This window comes from Myxococcus sp. NMCA1 (genome assembly GCF_026810205.1).
In the GTDB taxonomy this organism is placed as follows: Bacteria; Myxococcota; Myxococcia; order Myxococcales; family Myxococcaceae; genus Myxococcus; species Myxococcus xanthus_A.
Genome location: NZ_CP113950.1, coordinates 5,489,282 through 5,506,369, shown reverse-complemented (window position 1 = coordinate 5,506,369; position 17,088 = coordinate 5,489,282). Strand labels below are relative to the sequence as shown.

Annotated in this window: 12 protein-coding genes; 5 read left to right on the top strand and 7 right to left on the bottom strand. The window is 70.1% G+C overall.

Going from position 1 to position 17,088, the window contains the following annotated elements; all coding sequences use genetic code 11:
- The first annotated feature begins 1 nt into the window (after window position 1).
- Window positions 2-1,537 carry an NAD(P)H-hydrate dehydratase gene (locus OZ403_RS22640; RefSeq protein ID WP_268781715.1) on the top strand — a complete coding sequence of 512 codons (1,536 nt, stop codon included), beginning with the start codon at window positions 2-4 and terminating at the stop codon, window positions 1,535-1,537.
- Window positions 1,534-2,019: a tRNA (adenosine(37)-N6)-threonylcarbamoyltransferase complex ATPase subunit type 1 TsaE gene (tsaE, locus tag OZ403_RS22635; protein ID WP_268781714.1), complete on the top strand. Its 486-nt coding sequence runs from the start codon at window positions 1,534-1,536 to the stop codon at window positions 2,017-2,019. The genes OZ403_RS22640 and tsaE overlap by 4 nt, the downstream gene beginning before the upstream one ends.
- 166 nt (window positions 2,020-2,185) lie before the next feature.
- Here the strand turns inward: tsaE and OZ403_RS22630 are convergent, their stop codons facing one another.
- From OZ403_RS22630 to OZ403_RS22605, 6 genes are all read right to left on the bottom strand, one after another.
- Complete coding sequence (locus tag OZ403_RS22630; protein WP_237079755.1) at window positions 2,186-3,205, bottom strand: pentapeptide repeat-containing protein; 1,020 nt, start codon at window positions 3,203-3,205, stop codon at window positions 2,186-2,188.
- A 119-nt stretch (window positions 3,206-3,324) separates the two neighbouring features.
- Window positions 3,325-4,188, bottom strand: a complete 864-nt coding sequence (locus OZ403_RS22625) for a class II glutamine amidotransferase (protein WP_268781713.1) — start codon at window positions 4,186-4,188, stop codon at window positions 3,325-3,327.
- A gap of 90 nt (window positions 4,189-4,278) precedes the next feature.
- Window positions 4,279-5,544 (bottom strand): imidazolonepropionase, encoded by a 1,266-nt coding sequence (gene hutI, locus OZ403_RS22620; RefSeq protein ID WP_268781712.1) that lies wholly within the window; start codon window positions 5,542-5,544, stop codon window positions 4,279-4,281.
- Between the two features lie 3 nt (window positions 5,545-5,547).
- Window positions 5,548-6,303, bottom strand: coding sequence for a hypothetical protein (locus OZ403_RS22615; protein WP_268781711.1), 756 nt, complete (start codon window positions 6,301-6,303; stop codon window positions 5,548-5,550).
- Between the two features lie 2 nt (window positions 6,304-6,305).
- Complete coding sequence (hutU, locus tag OZ403_RS22610; RefSeq protein ID WP_140792892.1) at window positions 6,306-7,961, bottom strand: urocanate hydratase; 1,656 nt, start codon at window positions 7,959-7,961, stop codon at window positions 6,306-6,308.
- Window positions 7,962-8,084: 123 nt separating this feature from the next.
- The gene (locus OZ403_RS22605) at window positions 8,085-9,302 is read right to left on the bottom strand and encodes a BON domain-containing protein (protein WP_140855561.1); all 1,218 of its coding nucleotides are present in this window, start codon (window positions 9,300-9,302) and stop codon (window positions 8,085-8,087) included.
- Window positions 9,303-9,550: 248 nt separating this feature from the next.
- Between OZ403_RS22605 and OZ403_RS22600 the strand changes: the two genes are divergently transcribed.
- The 3 genes from OZ403_RS22600 to OZ403_RS22590 are packed head-to-tail and all read left to right on the top strand — an operon-like array spanning window position 9,551 to window position 15,700.
- Window positions 9,551-11,929 (top strand): FdhF/YdeP family oxidoreductase, encoded by a 2,379-nt coding sequence (locus OZ403_RS22600; protein ID WP_268781710.1) that lies wholly within the window; start codon window positions 9,551-9,553, stop codon window positions 11,927-11,929.
- 15 nt (window positions 11,930-11,944) lie between these two features.
- Window positions 11,945-14,263, top strand: a complete 2,319-nt coding sequence (locus OZ403_RS22595; RefSeq protein ID WP_268781709.1) for a hypothetical protein — start codon at window positions 11,945-11,947, stop codon at window positions 14,261-14,263.
- A gap of 57 nt (window positions 14,264-14,320) precedes the next feature.
- Window positions 14,321-15,700 (top strand): sigma 54-interacting transcriptional regulator, encoded by a 1,380-nt coding sequence (locus tag OZ403_RS22590; RefSeq protein ID WP_140855555.1) that lies wholly within the window; start codon window positions 14,321-14,323, stop codon window positions 15,698-15,700.
- A 5-nt stretch (window positions 15,701-15,705) separates the two neighbouring features.
- Here OZ403_RS22590 and OZ403_RS22585 read toward each other — a convergent pair whose 3' ends face one another.
- On the bottom strand, window positions 15,706-16,968 hold the full coding sequence (locus OZ403_RS22585) for a serine/threonine-protein kinase (RefSeq protein WP_268781708.1): 1,263 nt from the start codon (window positions 16,966-16,968) through the stop codon (window positions 15,706-15,708).
- Between the last annotated feature and the right edge of the window lie 120 nt (window positions 16,969-17,088).

The following is a 17,088-nucleotide window of genomic DNA, read 5'->3' as shown; positions in this document are numbered from 1 at the left end:
CATGTTGCGCGTCCTCACCGCCGCCCAGATGCGTCAGGCCGAGCAGGCCGCCGAAGCCCGCCACGGCATGCCCTCCGCGTTGCTGATGGAGAACGCCGGGCGGGGGCTCGCGGAGGTGGCTCGGGGGCTCATCGGCTCGGGGGGGCGCTTCGTGGTGGTGTGTGGGCCGGGCAACAACGGAGGGGACGGGCTGGTGGCCGCGCGCTTCCTCCGGGAGGGCGGCGCCTGCGTGTCGGTGGTGATGGTGGGCGACGCCGCGAAGCTGACGCCCGAGGCGCGCCGGAACTTGGAGGCGGTGAAGGGTTTCGGTGTGACGCCGCGCACGCTGGAGGCCGTGGAGCCGGCCAGGCGCGGTGACGTGGTGGTGGACGCGCTCTTTGGCACGGGCTTGAGTCGTGCACCCGCGGGGGCCTTCGCGGACGCCGTGTCAGCGATTCGCGGCTGGCGGGCAGCAGGGGCCAAGGTCGTGGCGGCGGATGTGCCGTCCGGGCTCCAGAGCGACACGGGGGAGCCTTTCTCTCCGTGTGTGGAGGCGGATGCCACCGTGGCCTTCGGCTTCCTCAAGCCGGGGCAGGTGCTGGAGCCGGGGGCCTCGCTGTGTGGCCGCGTGCACCGGGTGGACATCGGCATGGGCGGCGAGTCCTCGAATGAGGTCTCCGGACCCGAACTCTTCGTGGTGGAGGAGTCGGACGCGCGCAGCACGTTGCCGACGCGGAAGGCGGACTCCCACAAGGGGACCTTTGGCCACGTGCTGGTGGTGGCGGGAAGCCGGGGAAAGACAGGAGCCGCGGCGCTGGTGGCGAAAGCGGCGCTGCGCTCCGGGGCGGGGCTTGTCACGGTGGCCGCTCGCGCGGATGCGCTGGACACCATCCAGTCGCATTCGGCGGAGATCATGGGCATTCCGCTGGAAGCCACGGGGCCGCTGGGACTGGGCGACCTGGACGCGCTGATTGCGGCGGCGGAGGGCAAGGACGCGCTCGTCATCGGGCCGGGGATTCCCCGGGGCCCGGAGACGGGGGCGCTGATTGGGGAATTGTTGTCGCGCGTGGAGGTGCCCACGGTGCTGGACGCGGACGCGCTCAACGCCGTGGCCACGGACCTGTCGGCGCTGCGACGCGCGAAGGGCCCGGTGGTGATGACGCCGCACCCGGGAGAGATGGCCCGGCTGACGGGCAAGTCCACGAAGGAAGTCCAAGCGCACCGGCTGGACGTGGCGCGGCAGTTCTCCGAGGGGCTTCAGGTGACGCTCGTGCTGAAGGGGGACCGGACGCTGACGAGTGGCGCGGATGGACGCGTGTACCTCAACACCACGGGCAACCCGGGCATGGCGACGGGTGGCTCGGGGGACGTCCTGTCCGGGATTTGTGGCGCGTTCCTGGCTCAGTCGCTTCCAGTGCCCTCGGCCATCTGGACGGCGGTGTACGCGCACGGGCTCGCTGGGGACCTGGCGGCGGCGAAGCGCGGGCAACTGGGATTGGTTGCAGGGGACATCGTGGAGCAGGGGCTGTGCGAGGTGTGGCTGCGGTGGGAACGATGAGCACAGAAGCGTCAGCTGCGCGTGTGCGGACGGTACGGCTGGAGTCTCCCGAGGAGACGCACCGGCTGGGTGTGCGCCTGGGTGAGTTGCTGGAGCCCGGTGACTTCGTGGGGCTGATTGGCGACCTGGGCGCGGGAAAGACGCACCTGGTGCGCGGAGTGGCGGACGGGGCGAACGTTCCTCGCTCCGAGGTGGCGAGCCCCACGTTCGCGATTGTGTATCCGTATTCGGGACGTATCCCGCTGTACCACGCGGACCTGTACCGGCTGACGGACTACGACGACCTGTACGCCACGGGCTTCCTGGACCTGGAAGGCACCGAGAGCGCGATGCTGGTGGAGTGGCTGGACAAGATTCCGCAGGCTGCGCCGCGTGACTACCTGCGCGTCACGCTGAAGCACGCGGGCGGCGAGGCACGCGAGCTGATGGCGGAGGCGTTTGGTGTACGGCCTGCGGCGTTGCTTGACTCGTGGATGGGCTGACTCGAAGCGGGGTACCGGACTCCCATCAGGCAGGCCCTGCCTCCCTGGGCGGTCTGAGCGCGTGCTGTTAGGAAATGTCGGGGGTTTTGGCGGCGGCGAAAGTCCCGACATTTCCGAACAGGAGCTGCTCAATCTCAATCGGGGCCCCGCCGCCCGCGTGGCCTGTTCACGTTTTGGCGCTGCCTCCGCGTAACCACTGTTCCTGGACCTTCAGGGGGGCGAAGGCTTGCAGTTGTCTCAGCCAGCGGTGAGCCTGGCAGGTGTGGTGCCCGGAGTGGGGCTCGCGTAAGCCGAGCACGTTGCGTCCAACGGTCGCCGCCCACTCCAGGCTCTCTCGGATGTTGTTCCGTCGCGGCAACTCATGATGCATGAGTCGCTCGCGTACCCGGTCATCGCAGGATGGATCGCGGAGCACCGCGGCCACCGTGAGCTGAGGGTGGACCCAGCTCCCTTCATCGATCCGCGCCCAGAGCGCCGCCAACGTGACCTCGTCGGCTCCCGCTAGCACGATGCCTGCAGCCGCCATCAGCACGATGCGCCAGTTCTTCTCGTGCAGAATGGCGCGCAGCTCCGACTGGACGTCCGTGCTGGCCTCTATCGCGGCCTCCACGTGGAGCAGAACCTGCCTGTTCGACATGTGGAGAAGGTCCATGATGCCGCCGGGCACCAGGAGCGGCTCGATGAATGAGGGGAATCCGGCACGACGAGCAATCTCGGCCAGGTGTTGGCTCGTGACGGGATACGTTCGTGGCGGATTCCATTGGACGCAAGTGAGGAGTGCGCCTTCCAGGTCGCAGAGGAACAACCTCGCGTCACGCAGGTCCGCGTTGCGGAGGTCCGCGTTCAGCAAGATGGTCTGTTCGAGCTGAGCGCCTCGAAACCGGGCTCGGCGGAAGGAACTCCCCGTCAAGTTGGACGCCGTGAGCCGGGTGCCTTCCAGCTGAGCGTCATCCCATTGAGTACCTAACGCGACACACGCGTGGAGGCTCGCGTGGTTCAGCCGGGCGAGCCGGAGCGATGCGCCCGTGAGTGTTGCCAGGTCGAGCTGGGCGTACTCCAGCCCGCTGCCATCGAGCCTCGCCCCCTCCAGCCGCGCGCGCACCAAGTCTGCGGATGCCAGGTCCTGCCCTGACAAGTCGATGCCTCGGAGGTCTCTTGGGTTGTCACCCAGCTCGGATGTTGCCACGAAACCGCTCAAGGCCTCGGGCCAGTTGCCCCGCAGCCCCATTTGCAGGAGCTCCGAGCGCCGCCGCTGACCGTCGGCCGTCTGCCACCGTTCGATGAGTTCGGCGCGCAGCGGAGGCCTCAGGCCACGCCGCGCGACGTGTCCGGCTTCACGGAGGGGCAGAGGTCCGGGCCTGCGAGTTCCGGCACGCGCCAGCGGTGGAACACGAGGTTCGCGTCCACGCCGATGACGTCCTCCTCGGCCACCGGTGCCCAGTACGGCCCGCCACACAGTGACTCACTGGCCACGACGAGCTGCTCCAACTTCGTCCCTGGCGCCGGCAGCGTCGACACGTCGTCGCGCGACGGGCCCGTGGACACGAACAGCGTTCTGTTACGCCGCGAGGCCACCATCAGCTCGCCGTCGGACACGAGGAAGTTCATCGCCGAGCGGCCATCCTGATTCGCGGCATCCGTGATGGCGGCCACCAGCGTCATCGTCTCCGCCAGCGCGCGCGCCACGGCCTCCACCGGAACCTGCCGGTCAATCGGATGCCGGGCCGCCAGGCGGGTGAGGAACAGGTAGAAGCACCGCTCGCTATCGGTGGTGCCCTGGATGTTCATCCGAAGGCTCGGGCAGATGAGCGATTCCACGGCAGCCCGGTGCTGCGCGAACTCCCGCACCGTACCGTTGTGTACGAACGCCCAGCGGCCATGGAGGAAGGGGTGCGAGTTGCGCAGCTCCACCGCGCCCACCGAAGCGAGGCGGATGTGCGCCACCACCGTATGGGAGGACACCCGGCTGCTCACCCGCTCGAAGTCCGGGTCGCTGTGCGCGGGCCCCACACCGTGCGCAACCACCGGCGCCTGCTCGGCGCCGTAGGCCGCGATGCCCCATCCATCCTTGTGCTCGCGCGACTGGATGAGGAGCGAGTTCTTCTCCGTCACCAAGGAGGGGTGCACGGCGGCGGGAATCGCTGAACGGAATCCAAATAGTCGGCACATGGCTAGCAACGAATACTCTTAACGTCCGGCCCTGACGGATGTCGTCCCGTCTTTATCCACTCGGAGCCGCTGTGTCTCTGCGACGCCGGTTCACGCGCAGCCTTCCATCTGCTGCCGGACAGCGATGCGTCCGGCCTTCACGACCACTCGCGCGTGCGCTACCCCTAGATGGTAGGGCAGATGGCGGTACGAAGCACAGCTGAAGACCACCAGGTCGCCCGGGTCACCCACGGTCAGCCTGCCATGCTGTTGCAGTCCCAAGGACACCGCCGCGCCACGGGTGGCTCCCCAATACGCCTCTGCCGCAGTAAGCCCGTTTTCCAGACACGCGAGTCCCAGCGCCAACGCTGTGTTTTCACTCATGGCGGAACCGGGGTTGACGTTGGTACCCAAAGCGACGTTGAGCCCCGCATCGCGGATGCGGCGTCCAGGCGCGTAGGGCCGCATGCGCAGGAACAGCGTGGAGGTGGGAACGAGCACCGCCGTGACGTTGGCGTCCGCCAGCGCCTTGAGTCCCGCGTCCGTCACCTGCTCCAGGTGGTCCGCCGTGGCGGCGCCCAGCTCCGCGGCGAGCTCGGAGGCACCACACGCGGTGAGCTGGTCCGCATGCAGCCGCGGCACCATTCCCAGTGCCCGGCCCGCGCTCAAGATGCGGCGCGCCTCGTCCACGGTGAAGGCGCTGTCTTCCACGAAGACGTCACAGAAGCGCGCCAGCCCCTCGCGCGCGACGGCGGGGAGAATCTCCTCGATGCACAGCCGCACGTAGTCCTCGCGCTTGCCGCGGTACTCCTCCGGCACGGCGTGCGCGCACAGCAGCGTGGGGACCAGCTCCAGCGGCGTCAGCGTGCCGAGCCGCCGCACCGCGCGCAGCATCTTCAGCTCCGTCTCCAGGTCGAGCCCGTAGCCGCTCTTCACCTCCGCCGTCGTCACGCCCTGCTCCAACAGGCGCTTCGTGCGGGGGAGGGCGAGCCGCACCAGCTCGTCCTCGCTCGCGGCCCGCGTGGCCCGCACCGTGCCGGCGATGCCACCGCCCGCCTTGGCAATCTCCAGGTAGGTGGCGCCCTGGTTGCGCAGGTCGAACTCCGCCGAGCGCTCACCGGCGAAGACGAGGTGCGTGTGCGGGTCCACGAAGCCGGGGCCCACGAAGCCACCCTGGGCGTCCACCACCTCGGTGCCTGGGCCCACCGCGCTCGAGGGAAGCTCCGCCTCGGGGCCGACGTAGGCGATGCGGCCTCCTCGCACACCCACCACGGCGCCAGGGCGCGGCGTGAGGGCGTCCTCCGCGCGCTCGCGGTGCGAGCCTTCCACCGTCAGCACTTCGGAGGTGTTGCGCACCAGCAGGTCCAGCACGTCCATGTCTCAACGTCCTCCGCGTGCGCCCATGATGGGCACGTTCCAGCTCACACCCTTGCCAACCTTCGCGCGGCCAAACCCGCCCGACAGCTCGAAGTCGTTCATTCCGCCCCAGGAGACGCGCGCCGCCACCACGCCGCCGTAATACAACGCTTGTTCGTTGCGCCCGTGCGATGCCACCGTGTGCCACGACGCGAAGGGCACCAGGCCAATGGACACGTTCTTCTCCGGCTGCATCGTGAGCGCGCACGACACCTCCGCGCCGAAGATGCTGCCCGGCCCGCCGCGCGGGGTGCCTAGCCCGAAATCAGAGGCGCCTCGCAGCGACAACGCCGGGGCCAGGCCCAACTGCTCCGAGCCCACGTAGTACGAGGCCCCGGCGTACAGCCCGTACCCGGGCAGCGGGATGGGCAGGAGGAACTCGCCCTGAAGTCCGGTGTGCAGGTGCAGCCGCTCGGACAGGGGCACCGTCAGGGCCGCGTCGAACGCCACGCCCCACTGCTGCGTGGAGAAGCTCGACTCGTTTCCCCGAAAGCTGTTTCCCGTTCCGACGCCGGCCTGCGTCCCCGCGATGGGCGCGCTCAGCCGGGGGCCGGAGCGCATGCCGACCTGCATGACGTTGCGGTCCGGCGCCCCGGGCCCCATCCGCATCACCATGGGGCCCATCGCCGTGGGGGCGCACCCCGCCAGTCCCACGACGGCGGCGCCCCACAGTCCGACCCCTGCCGCGCACAAGCGCTTCACTGCGGCCTCCTGCTTCATCTTCAGGTGGTGATGCCGGGAATCTTCACGCCGCGCTCTTTCGCCACCTCGATGGCCTCCGGGTAGCCCGCGTCCGCGTGGCGCAGCACGCCCATGCCGGGGTCGCTGGTGAGCACGCGCTCGATGCGGCGCGCGGCCTCCGCCGTCCCGTCCGCGACGATGACCTGACCGGCGTGCAGCGAGTAGCCCATGCCCACGCCGCCGCCGTGGTGGAAGGACACCCACGAGGCGCCGTTCACCGCGTTCACCAGCGCGTTGAGGATGGGCCAGTCCGCCACCGCGTCCGTGCCGTCCTTCATCGCCTCCGTCTCGCGGTTGGGCGACGCCACCGAGCCGCAGTCCAGGTGGTCCCGGCCGATGACGATGGGCGCCTTCACCTCGCCCTTGCGCACCAGCTCGTTGAACGCGAGGCCCGCCTTGGCGCGCTCGCCATACCCCAGCCAGCAGATGCGCGAGGGCAGGCCCTGGAACGCCACGCGCTCCTCGGCCATGTTCAGCCAGCGCTGGAGCGAGGCCTTCTGGGGGAACAGCTCGCGCACCACTCGGTCGGTGACGCGGATGTCCTCCGGGTCGCCAGAGAGCGCCACCCAGCGGAAGGGCCCCATGCCCTCGCAGAAGAGGGGGCGGATGTAGGCGGGGACGAAGCCGGGGAACTCGAAGGCGTTCTCCATGCCGCCCAGCTCCGCCTGGCCGCGCAGGTTGTTGCCGTAGTCGAAGACGTGGCTGCCGGCCTTCTGGAAGTCGTTCATCGCCTGCACGTGCATCATCATCGACTCGCGCGCACGGCGGACGTACGTCTCCGGATCCCGCTGGCGCAGCTCGGCGGCGGCCTCCAGCGACAGGTCCGTGGGGATGTAGCCGTTGAGCGGGTCATGGGCGCTCGTCTGGTCCGTGACGAGGTCCGGCTTGATGCCGCGGCGGTACAGCTCGCGGAACACCGACGCCGCGTTGCCGATGACGGCGATGGAGCGGCCCACGCGCTTCTCCTGGGCGTCCTTCACCAGGGCCAGCGCCTCATCCAGGTCCTTGGCGACGACGTCCAGGTAGCGCGTCTCCACCCGGCGGCGAGCGCGAGTGGGGTCGATCTCCACGCCGAGGAACACGGCGTTGTTCATGGTGGCGGCCAGCGGCTGCGCGCCACCCATGCCACCCAGACCGCCGGAGAGGATGAGGCGGCCCGCCAGGTCATCGGTGCCGAAGTGGAACCGGCCGGCGGCGGCGAAGGTTTCGTAGGTGCCCTGGAGGATGCCCTGCGTGCCGATGTAGATCCACGAGCCCGCGGTCATCTGGCCGTACATCATCAGGCCCTTCTTCTCCAGCTCGTGGAAGTGCTCCCAGTTGGCCCAGCGGCCCACGAGGTTGGAGTTGGCGATGAGCACGCGCGGCGCGTCCGGGTGCGTGCGGAAGATGCCCACGGGCTTGCCGGACTGGACGAGCAGGGTCTCATCGTCGCCCAGGTTCTGGAGGCTCGACACGATGCGGTCGAAGGAGGGCCAGTCGCGGGCGGCCTTGCCGGTGCCGCCGTAGACGACGAGGTCCTCGGGGCGCTCGGCGACGTCCGGGTCGAGGTTGTTCATCAACATCCGGAGCGCGGCCTCCTGGACCCAGCCCTTGCAGGACAGGGTGGAACCGTGGGGGGCGCGGATGACGCGGGACATGAACGGACTCCTAGAGTGTGGCGGACGGAAAGGCCCGGCACACTACCTGAACCAGCGTGCTTCCGGGCCACCGCGATGTCCGCGTCGCGCCGCGTCGCGCCGCGTCGCGTCGCGTCTGCCGCCTCACGAATGCAGCGTGTCGTCGTCGGAGGCGTCCATACCCGGAGTCTGGACGGGGCTGCGTGACGCGGGCCGGTCCACGACGCCGTCCTCGCGGTCGATGCGAATGTCGTTGATGACCTCCTTCACCCCCAGCACGTCCCGGGCGAGCGCTTCCGTCGCGTGCCGCTCATCCTGGCTGCGCACCACGCCGGCCAGCAGCACCACGCCGTCCCGCACGCGGATGTCCACGTCCTCGGCGTCCACCCAGCTCTGCATCAGTCGGTCGCAGAGGTCCGCCAGGATTCGCTCGCTGGAGCGCCGGTAGCCTCGCGGCGCGCGTCCACGGGGTGGCGCCCTCACAGGGCCTTCGGGCCGGTAGCGCCCACCCGAGAAGCCACCTTGCCCCAGATCGTGGTCGTCCGGCCGTGACGGACTGGTGGCGTACCCATCCCACGGTGGCGCCATGTTCTCCACACCAGGGCCGTGGCCCGCGGGCTGTGTGCCCCCGTAGCGGACATCCGTTTCGGCCATGCGTCCGGCGGCGCGCCAGGGCCGGCCCCGGTCCATGCCGCCCGCTTCCCGTCGTCGGCGCTCGTGGGCGTCGTCGGCGCCCCGGTGGCCATGGTGCCTTCCGCCGTGCCCCCGGCGCTCTGGCCTCTCGTGTCCGCCCCGGCGTCCTACCTCCGTCCCCACGTCCTCCAGGACGCCGAGGTAGGGAGGCTCCAGGCGCCAGTCTTCCTCGACTTCGCGGAACGTGCCGCTCGGGCTGTAGCCGGGCCGTCTGGCGATGCGCTCCGGGTCGAAGTTCCGGGCGCGGCGGTCCAGCTCCCGGTCCAGGTCGAAGTCGCGGCCATACTCCCGGCCCTGGTCCAGGGCGCGCGCGGCGCGTCCGAAGTCCACGTCTTGTTGGTAGTCGCGTGTGTCCCGGTCCCTCGCCGCGTCCCGGAAGTGCCGCTCGCTGTCGAAGGAGCGTGGAAACGCATCATCCTCGGAGGCCCAACCGCCTCGGCGGTGGTGGCCCCGGTGCGGACCGCCCCGTCGTCGCTCGGCGCCGGCGTCGTCCCGCTCGAAGTCGCCCCTGCGTTCGGACCCGCGCTCGTAGCCGTGCTCATCATCCCTGGCCGGGGCGCGGGCCCAGGTGTCCCTCGGATGGGTGTGTTCGTCCTCCCAGCCCCTCGAGGGCCGCTGCTCCCGCTCCCTGTCTCCCCATCGCCGGTCGTCATCGCGCCTGCCGTTCATCTGGATGGCCTCCTCTCGTTAAGCGTTCGCCCAGGGCCTGTCTCCTGACGTTCTGGACCGCGAGCGCTGCTGGCAACGCAGGCAGGCCCCGCCAGGGGCTCGGCCGGGCATGGGGGCCCTGGAGTGGCCGCCGTATGCCGGGGGAGGTGCCAGTCGTTCCATGAGCGTTCCCGCGCGGCCAGAGCGCGGTAGAGTCCCCTGCCGCGACCAGCCAGCCAGCCGGCCGCGCGATGCCTGGAGGGAGTGCCATGGACGACGGGAGCCGGAACGCACAGGGGCCTGGCGCGCAAGCGTCGTCCGCGCTCGCGAAGGCAACGCCCTGCGCCCAGCCTCCCGAGGAGGCCCGTGGCCCTTCCGTGGGGCCCGTCGCGACGGTGGCGGGCGGCATCCCCGCCGTCATCTCCGCCATGCGGCACGTCTACGGTGAGATGGACGTGGTGCGCGGGACGAAGCTGCTGCTCAAGGTGAACCAGAAGGAGGGCTTCGACTGCCCCGGCTGTGCGTGGCCCGACCCGCGGCACCGCTCCATGGCGGAGTTCTGTGAGAACGGCGCCAAGGCGGTGGCGGAAGAGGCCATGGCCGCGCGGGCGACGCCGGAGTTCTTCCGTCAATGGAGCGTGGCGGACCTCTCCCTCCAGACGGACCATTGGCTGGGCAAGCAGGGCCGGCTGACGCACCCGATGGTGCTCCGCGAAGGCGCCACGCACTACGAGCCCCTGTCCTGGGACGAAGCCTTCGCGCTGGTGGCCGAGGAGCTGAACGCGCTCGACACGCCAGACGCCGCGAGCTTCTACACGTCTGGCCGCACCAGCAACGAGGCGGCGTTCCTCTACCAGCTCTTCGTGCGGCAGTTCGGCACCAACAACCTGCCGGATTGTTCGAACATGTGCCACGAGTCGAGCGGCTCGGCGCTCAACGAGACGGTGGGCATTGGCAAGGGCACCGTCACGCTGGAGGACTTCGACAAGGCGGATGCCATCTTCGTCATCGGGCAGAACCCGGGGACGAACCATCCGCGCATGTTGTCGTCGCTCGAGGCCGCCGCGCGCCGGGGCTGCCAGATTGTCAGCATCAACCCGCTGCCGGAGACGGGGCTCAACCGCTTCAAGCACCCGCAGGACGTGCTGCACCTCATCGGGCCCGGGACGGCGCTCAACTCCCTGTTCGTTCAGGTCCGCATCAACGGCGACGCCGCGCTGCTCCAGGGCATCGCCAAGGCGCTGTTCGAGATGGAGGACGCGAACGCCGGCTCGGTGGTGGCCAAGGGCTTCATCGACGACAAGACGCTGGGCTTCGAGGCCTACGCGGCCCACATGCGCGCGGTGAAGTGGGAGGACGTCGAGGAGGGGAGTGGGGTGCCGCGCGCGCAGGTGCTCGCGGCGGCGGAAATCCTCGCGCGCTCCGAGCGCACCATCTTCTGCTGGGCCATGGGGCTGACGCAGCACCGCAACGGCGTGGCGTGCATTCAGGAGATCGTCAACCTGACGCTGCTGCGCGGCGGTATCGGCAAGCCGGGCGCGGGCCTGTGCCCGGTGCGCGGTCACAGCAACGTGCAGGGCGACCGCACCATGGGCATCTGGGAGAAGCCGCCCGAGGCCCTGTTGACGGCGCTGTCCCGGGAGTTCGGGTTCGAGCCGCCGCGGCACCACGGCATGGACGTGGTGGACACGCTGCTCGCCATGCACGACGGCCGGGTGAAGGTGTTCTTCGCGCTCGGTGGCAACTTCCTCTCCGCCACGCCGGACACGGAGTTCACCGCCGAGGCCCTGCGCCGCACGCGCCTCACCGTCCACGTGTCCACCAAGCTCAACCGCTCGCACCTGGTCCACGGACGGCGGGCGCTCATCCTGCCGTGCCTGGGCCGCACCGAGCGCGATGTTCAGGCCGGTGGGGCCCAGTTCGTCACCGTGGAGAACTCCATGGGCGTGGTGTCGTCTTCGCGGGGCTCGGTGGCGCCCGCGTCGGAGCACCTGCTCAGCGAACCCGTCATCGTCGCCCGGCTGGCGACGGCGGTGCTGGGGGAGCGCTCTCGCGTGCCCTGGCTGACGCTGGTGGAGGACTACGACCGCATCCGTGAGCAGATTTCGCGCGTCATCCCCGGCTTCGACGACTTCAACCGCCGCGTGCGGGAGCCGGGCGGCTTCGCGCTGCCGAACGGTCCGCGCGAGGGACGCTTCACCACGAAGAGTGGCAAGGCGCACTTCACGGTGCATGCGCTGCAGCCAATCGCCCTGGAGCCGGGTCAGCTCCTGATGATGACGATTCGCACGCATGACCAGTTCAACACCACGGTGTACGGGCTGGACGACCGCTACCGGGGCATCCGCAATGGCCGCCGGGTGGTGTTGCTGCATCCCGCCGACATGAAGGCGCAGGGGCTGGCCGCGGACCAGCTTGTCGACCTGCGGAGCCACTTCGAAGGCGAGACGCGGCTGGCGCGTGGCTTCCGCGTGGTGCCGTACAACATCCCGCGCGGGTGCGCGGCCACCTACTTCCCCGAGGCCAACGTCCTCGTCCCCGTGAACAGCTTCGCGGAGAAGAGCCGCACGCCCACGTCGAAGTCGGTGATCATCAGCATCACCCCGGCCGGAGAAGCGCGGGCCCTGCCCGCTGGCGCGGTGGCATGAGGCGCGTGAGAGAGCATGCAGCCCGTCAATGAAACCGGGTGGCCGGAGTCGCTCCGGTCCCTCTATGAGACGGTGACGGGGACGCCCGCGGCGGATGCCATGACCGCGTCGGCCCAGTGGCGCGAGTCCTTCGCGGCCTGGGTGCGAGGCGCTTCGCTGGATGAGCGCACCCTGGCGCAAGCGGCGGCCTGGAGCCGACTGGACGAGGGCGAGCGGACCCTCGGCGAGCTGTTGTTCCTGCTCTCCTCGTGCAGTGAGTTGCTGTGGCCCTACGCCGCGCCGCCCCGAGGCCTGCTGCCGCGCTTGATGGCTCGGCAGGAGACGATGCTGGCGGCGTTGCTGGAGGTGGGGGACGCGGACACGGCCGCGCGGGTGCGGCGTGAGACGGAGGCCACCATCACCACGGTGCTGACGCGCATCCTGAAGCGGCACCCGGACGCGCTCCAGTCCCTCGTCGGCGACGCGCCGTGCACCTTCGACGGCCGGGCCCTGCGCTTCCACGGCGCGGTGGAGGTGGACCTGCGTCAGGTGTTGGGCACCGGCGCGAAGTCTGTCGCGCTGCTGGAGCAACTGCGCGCGCTGATGCCAGCGACGGCGGCGGACGGGCGCGATCGGTTGGCGGAGTTCATCCGGACACGGGCCGCGCGGCTGCCGTGGCGGGAAGCTTCGGAGGTCCTGGCCGAGCGGCTCTTCTCGCTGGCGACGTCGCCGGAGGGCCGCAGCGGCATGAGTGGCTTCCTGGCGTGCTACCCCGGTGGACGCAAGGAGCCGGACTGGTGCGCTCGGGCGGGGCTGCTGCTGTCGCGCACGCTGGAGGTCGGCGGTCCTCCCGAAGTGGTGGAGAACCTGTGCGAGCTGCTGGCGCGCTTCGATGCGCCGCCGGTGGACGGCCTGCGCGGGGCGCTGGGCGCTTTGGTGAACGGCGACTTCGAGGCGTCGGCGGACCTGGGCCCCGTGCGCTTCGTGCTCGACCACTGCCAGGCCACGCTGCGCAAGGGCGAGCCGGGTCTGGTGCTCACGCTGCTGTGGCTGGAGGAGCGGTTGTTCCGTGCCGCTGTGCGCAAGGGCGCGCCAGATGCTTTCGACCGCCGCAAGCGCGCGCTGTCGAAGCTCAAGCCGGGGGCGCCGGGATTCGACCAGCTCCACTGGCTGGCGGAAGAATGTGCCGAGCTGTGGCCTCGCTTCATGCCCGGTGCCGTGCGGCCCGGTCTGGACGAGCTGGCGGCGTGGCGTCAGGAAGTCGCCGACCGCGTGGGGCGCAAGCCCGTGCTGCGCAAGGCGGCCATCGAGTTTTTCCTCTGGTGCGCGCCGGATGCCGCTTCGTCCGAGGCGGAGCTCACGGTGCTGGCGCTGGTGCGCACCGCGACCGACCGGAGACAGGTGAAGCGGCTGAAGGAGCACCCGTCTTCACGCGTTCGCCTCCGCGTCCGGACGCTCCAGTCCTGGTTCCAGGGCTCGTCGGCGAAGGGGAAGCCGGGCGCCCCCGTGGAGCCTTCACAGGCTTCGGGCCCCGCGACGTTGACGGAGGCGTTGCGGCACCTGCACGTGACGCGCGCGGTGCCGCTCGGCGGCCGGACGTGGCTGCGTGACCGGGACCTGGAGGAGCTGTTGCTGGGCGCTTTCGGTCGAGTGGAGGCGGAGTTCTCTTCTCGCTATCCGGAGCGCTTCCGCGAGGACACCGAGACGCTGGCGGCGGACCTGCTCGAAGCGCTACGCGCCGAGCTGGCGCGGGTGAAGGCGGACGTCGCCGCGCTGATGTCCCAGGGGCAGCCCTCGCCGTGGGAGCTGTCGATGACGGTTCGGCGCCGTGAACCGGAGCCCGAGCCCGAGCCTGTCCCGGTGGACGGCGAGGCGGCTCCGGACGCCGTACCTCCGCCTTTGGCCGCCGCGCGACTGGGGGTGGAGGTGGCTTTCGTCCTCGACGTGGCGGTGGGCGACTTCCTGCGCACGCGGCGCGTGGTGTCCGTGCAGGTGGTGAAGCTCGAACAGCGCGGAGAAGGCCAGTGGCTGCCCGCCTTCCGGCTGGGCCGGGAGCACCTGGACGCGCAGTTGCTGCGGACCGATGCCGCGTTCTGCCTGTTCCTGGCGCCTCCGTTTCCTCGGGCCGAGTGCTGGGTGGTTCCGTCGCGAACGGTGCGCGCGATGATGGAATCGCAGCGCTCGCTGTCGGGTGTGCCGCGAGACGGGGTGCAGCGGGTGGCGCGCTCACTGTCCCACTGGCTGTTGGGCGACCTCGTCGGTCTGTGGACGGGGGACGAACGCCCGGAGTCGTTTGCCCGGCTGTCCCGCGCGGAGGACATGCCGGACTTCGTCGTCGAATGGGGCCTCCGGTAGGTCAAGTGGCCACGGGGCCCGCTGGCGTGACGTCCACGGTGATAGCGTCCATCCCTTATGAGTCACACCGAGCGACCCCAGGGGGCGGGCCGTCCAGCCGAAGGGCCTGATTCCGTCCAGCAGACGCGGCCCACAGGTACAGGAAGGCCCGGGAGCTCGGGCGCTGTTCGCCGCTTCCGATTCACCGTCCTCGAAGGTCCGCAGCCTGGGCAGTCCAAGGACAGCAACGCGGACACGTTCTCCATCGGTTCGCATGGGCTCAACGACTTCGTCATCGAGGAGCCCACCGTCTCGCGCTTCCACTGCGAGGTGAAGGTCGACCACGACGGTGCCCGCCTGCGGGATTTGGACAGCCGAAACGGCACCGTGCTCGACGGGGTCCACGTGCGCGACGCGTACCTTCGTGGCGGCAGCATCCTGCGCCTGGGCCGGGTGAGCGTCCGGTTCGACTTCAGCCCGGAGACGAACCGGCTGCTCATCTCCGACCGCACGACGTTCGGTGAGCTGGTGGGCTCGTCGCCCGTGACGCGCGCCAGTTTCGCCCTCATGGAGCGAGCCGCCGCGAGCGACGCGACGGTGTTGCTGGAGGGGGAGACGGGCACGGGCAAGAGCCGCGCGGCCTTCGCAATCCATCAGGCCAGCGCCCGGGCCTCAGGGCCTTTCCTCACCGTGGACTGCGGCGCCATTCCCGGCAACCTGCTGGAGAGCGAGCTGTTCGGCCACGAGAAGGGCTCCTTCACCGGCGCCATCCAGCGCCGCATCGGTGCCTTCGAGGAGGCGGACGGCGGCACCATCTTCCTGGACGAGATTGGCGAGCTACCCGCGGAGCTGCAGCCGAAGCTGTTGCGCGTCCTGGAGAACAAGGAGATTCGCCGCCTGGGCGCCAACGGGTACCAGCCCGTCAACGTGCGCGTCATCGCCGCCACGCACCGGGACCTGCGCGCCGAGGTGAACGCGGCGCGCTTCCGCTCCGACCTGTTCTTCCGCCTCGCGGTGGTGCGCATCATCATCCCCGCGCTGCGGGAGCGGCCCGAGGACATCCCCCTCATCGCGGAGCGAATCCTCACGGCCTTCGGGGCCGGCTCCGAGCAGCTGGCGGCGCTGAGCACTCCGGAGTTCATCGCGCAGCTCCAGCACGCCGCGTGGCCGGGGAACGTGCGCGAGCTGCGCAACCACCTGGAGCGTTGCCTCGTCTTCCAGGACGCCATGCCGCCTGACGCCGACGAGGTGAGCGCGCAAGCGGTGCTGCGCAGCCTGGTGGACCCGAAGCAGCCCTACGCGGAGGCCCGTCGCCGCGCGCTGGAGGTCTTCGAGCGCGAGTATCTGGATGCGCTCCTCAAGCTCCACGGAGGCAAGGTGTCGCAGGCCGCCACCGCCGCGGACATGGACCGCGTGTACCTGTACCGCCTGCTGCGCCGGCACCGGCTGCGGACGTAGCTCGCTCAGCGGCTGGCGAGTGCATCCGACAGTAGGATTTCGCCCGCGGTACCTCCCGAAGCCCAGGACTCCAGGCGGAGCAACTCACCGCCCGCCAGCCGCGGAAGGCCCTGGGCGTCCGTGTTCAGCTCACACAGGGCCGCGTGCGCATAGACGCGGACTTCCACGCTGTCACCCGCGGCCTCACACGCTTGTCGCAACAGCGCGTCCGCCACATGGCGCGCTTCCACCAATGTGGGGACACGGGCCTCGGCCGCGGGAGGCAGCAACCGCCACGCGAGCACGGCGTTTCCACTCTCCATGGCGAGCGCCCATCCACGGGTCTCCAGTTCGGTGAGCGTCGCGTCCAGCGCGGCGTCCCTGGCATCCAGGTCCGCGTCGGTGTGCTCGTCCAGGGCCACTGGGAAGCGGAGGTCCACATAGACAGCCACGGCCCACGTCTCATCCGGGGCGGGCGCCAGCGCCGCGCGCAAGGCATCGAGGAAGGCGGGCACGTCCGGCCAGCGGTCCCCAGGGGCCTTCGCGAGACACCGCTGGACCACGGCGTCCAGTGCTGGCGGTGCGTGCCCCCGTTCATTCAGGTGCGGCGGCGGCGCATGGAGGTGCTGCTCCTCGACCTCCACCACGCTGGTGCCCTCGAAAGGCAGGCTCCCGGTGAGGAGTTGGTAGAGAAGCACGCCCATCGCGTACAGGTCGGTGCGTGCGTCCATGGCCTGCCCGCGAATCTGCTCGGGGGCCATGGACACGGGAGTGCCGAGCACTGCGCCGCCGGACGTCAGGCCGGAGAGTCCTTCAGGTGGCTCCACGCGGGCGATGCCGAAGTCCACCAGCTTCACCGTGAAGCCCTCCGCCCGGGGGATGACCATCACGTTCTGGGCCTTGAGGTCCCGGTGCAGGATGCCGCGGCCATGGGCGAAGTGCAGCGCGGCGCCCAGTTCCTCCATCACCGTCAGCGTCTCCGCGAGGGAGAAGGGGCCTCGGCGCGTGAGCCACTGGTCCACGCTTTCGCCCTCCAGCCATTCCATGGCCAGCCAGGGGCGTCCGTCGCGAAGGTCGCCATGCTCGAGCACCTCCACGATGTGGGGATGGCGCAGCGCCCGGAGCGTGTCCGCTTCCTGCTGGAAGCGGCGGAGCACGTTGGTGACGTGGTTGAACTCGGCACGGACCACCTTCACCGCGGCGGGAGCCCGGGTGGACAGGTGCGACGCGCGATAGAGCAACGCGGTCACACCCGCGTGGACGCGTGACTCGATGACCCAGTCGCCCACCAGCGCTCCGGGTTCCAGTTCGTCTCCATATAACGATATGGCGTGTTCGCGTGGGGGCCCACCGGCCATGGGACGTCCCTCCGTGCCTTTGCGGCGACACCCCGTGCTAACACGGTTCTT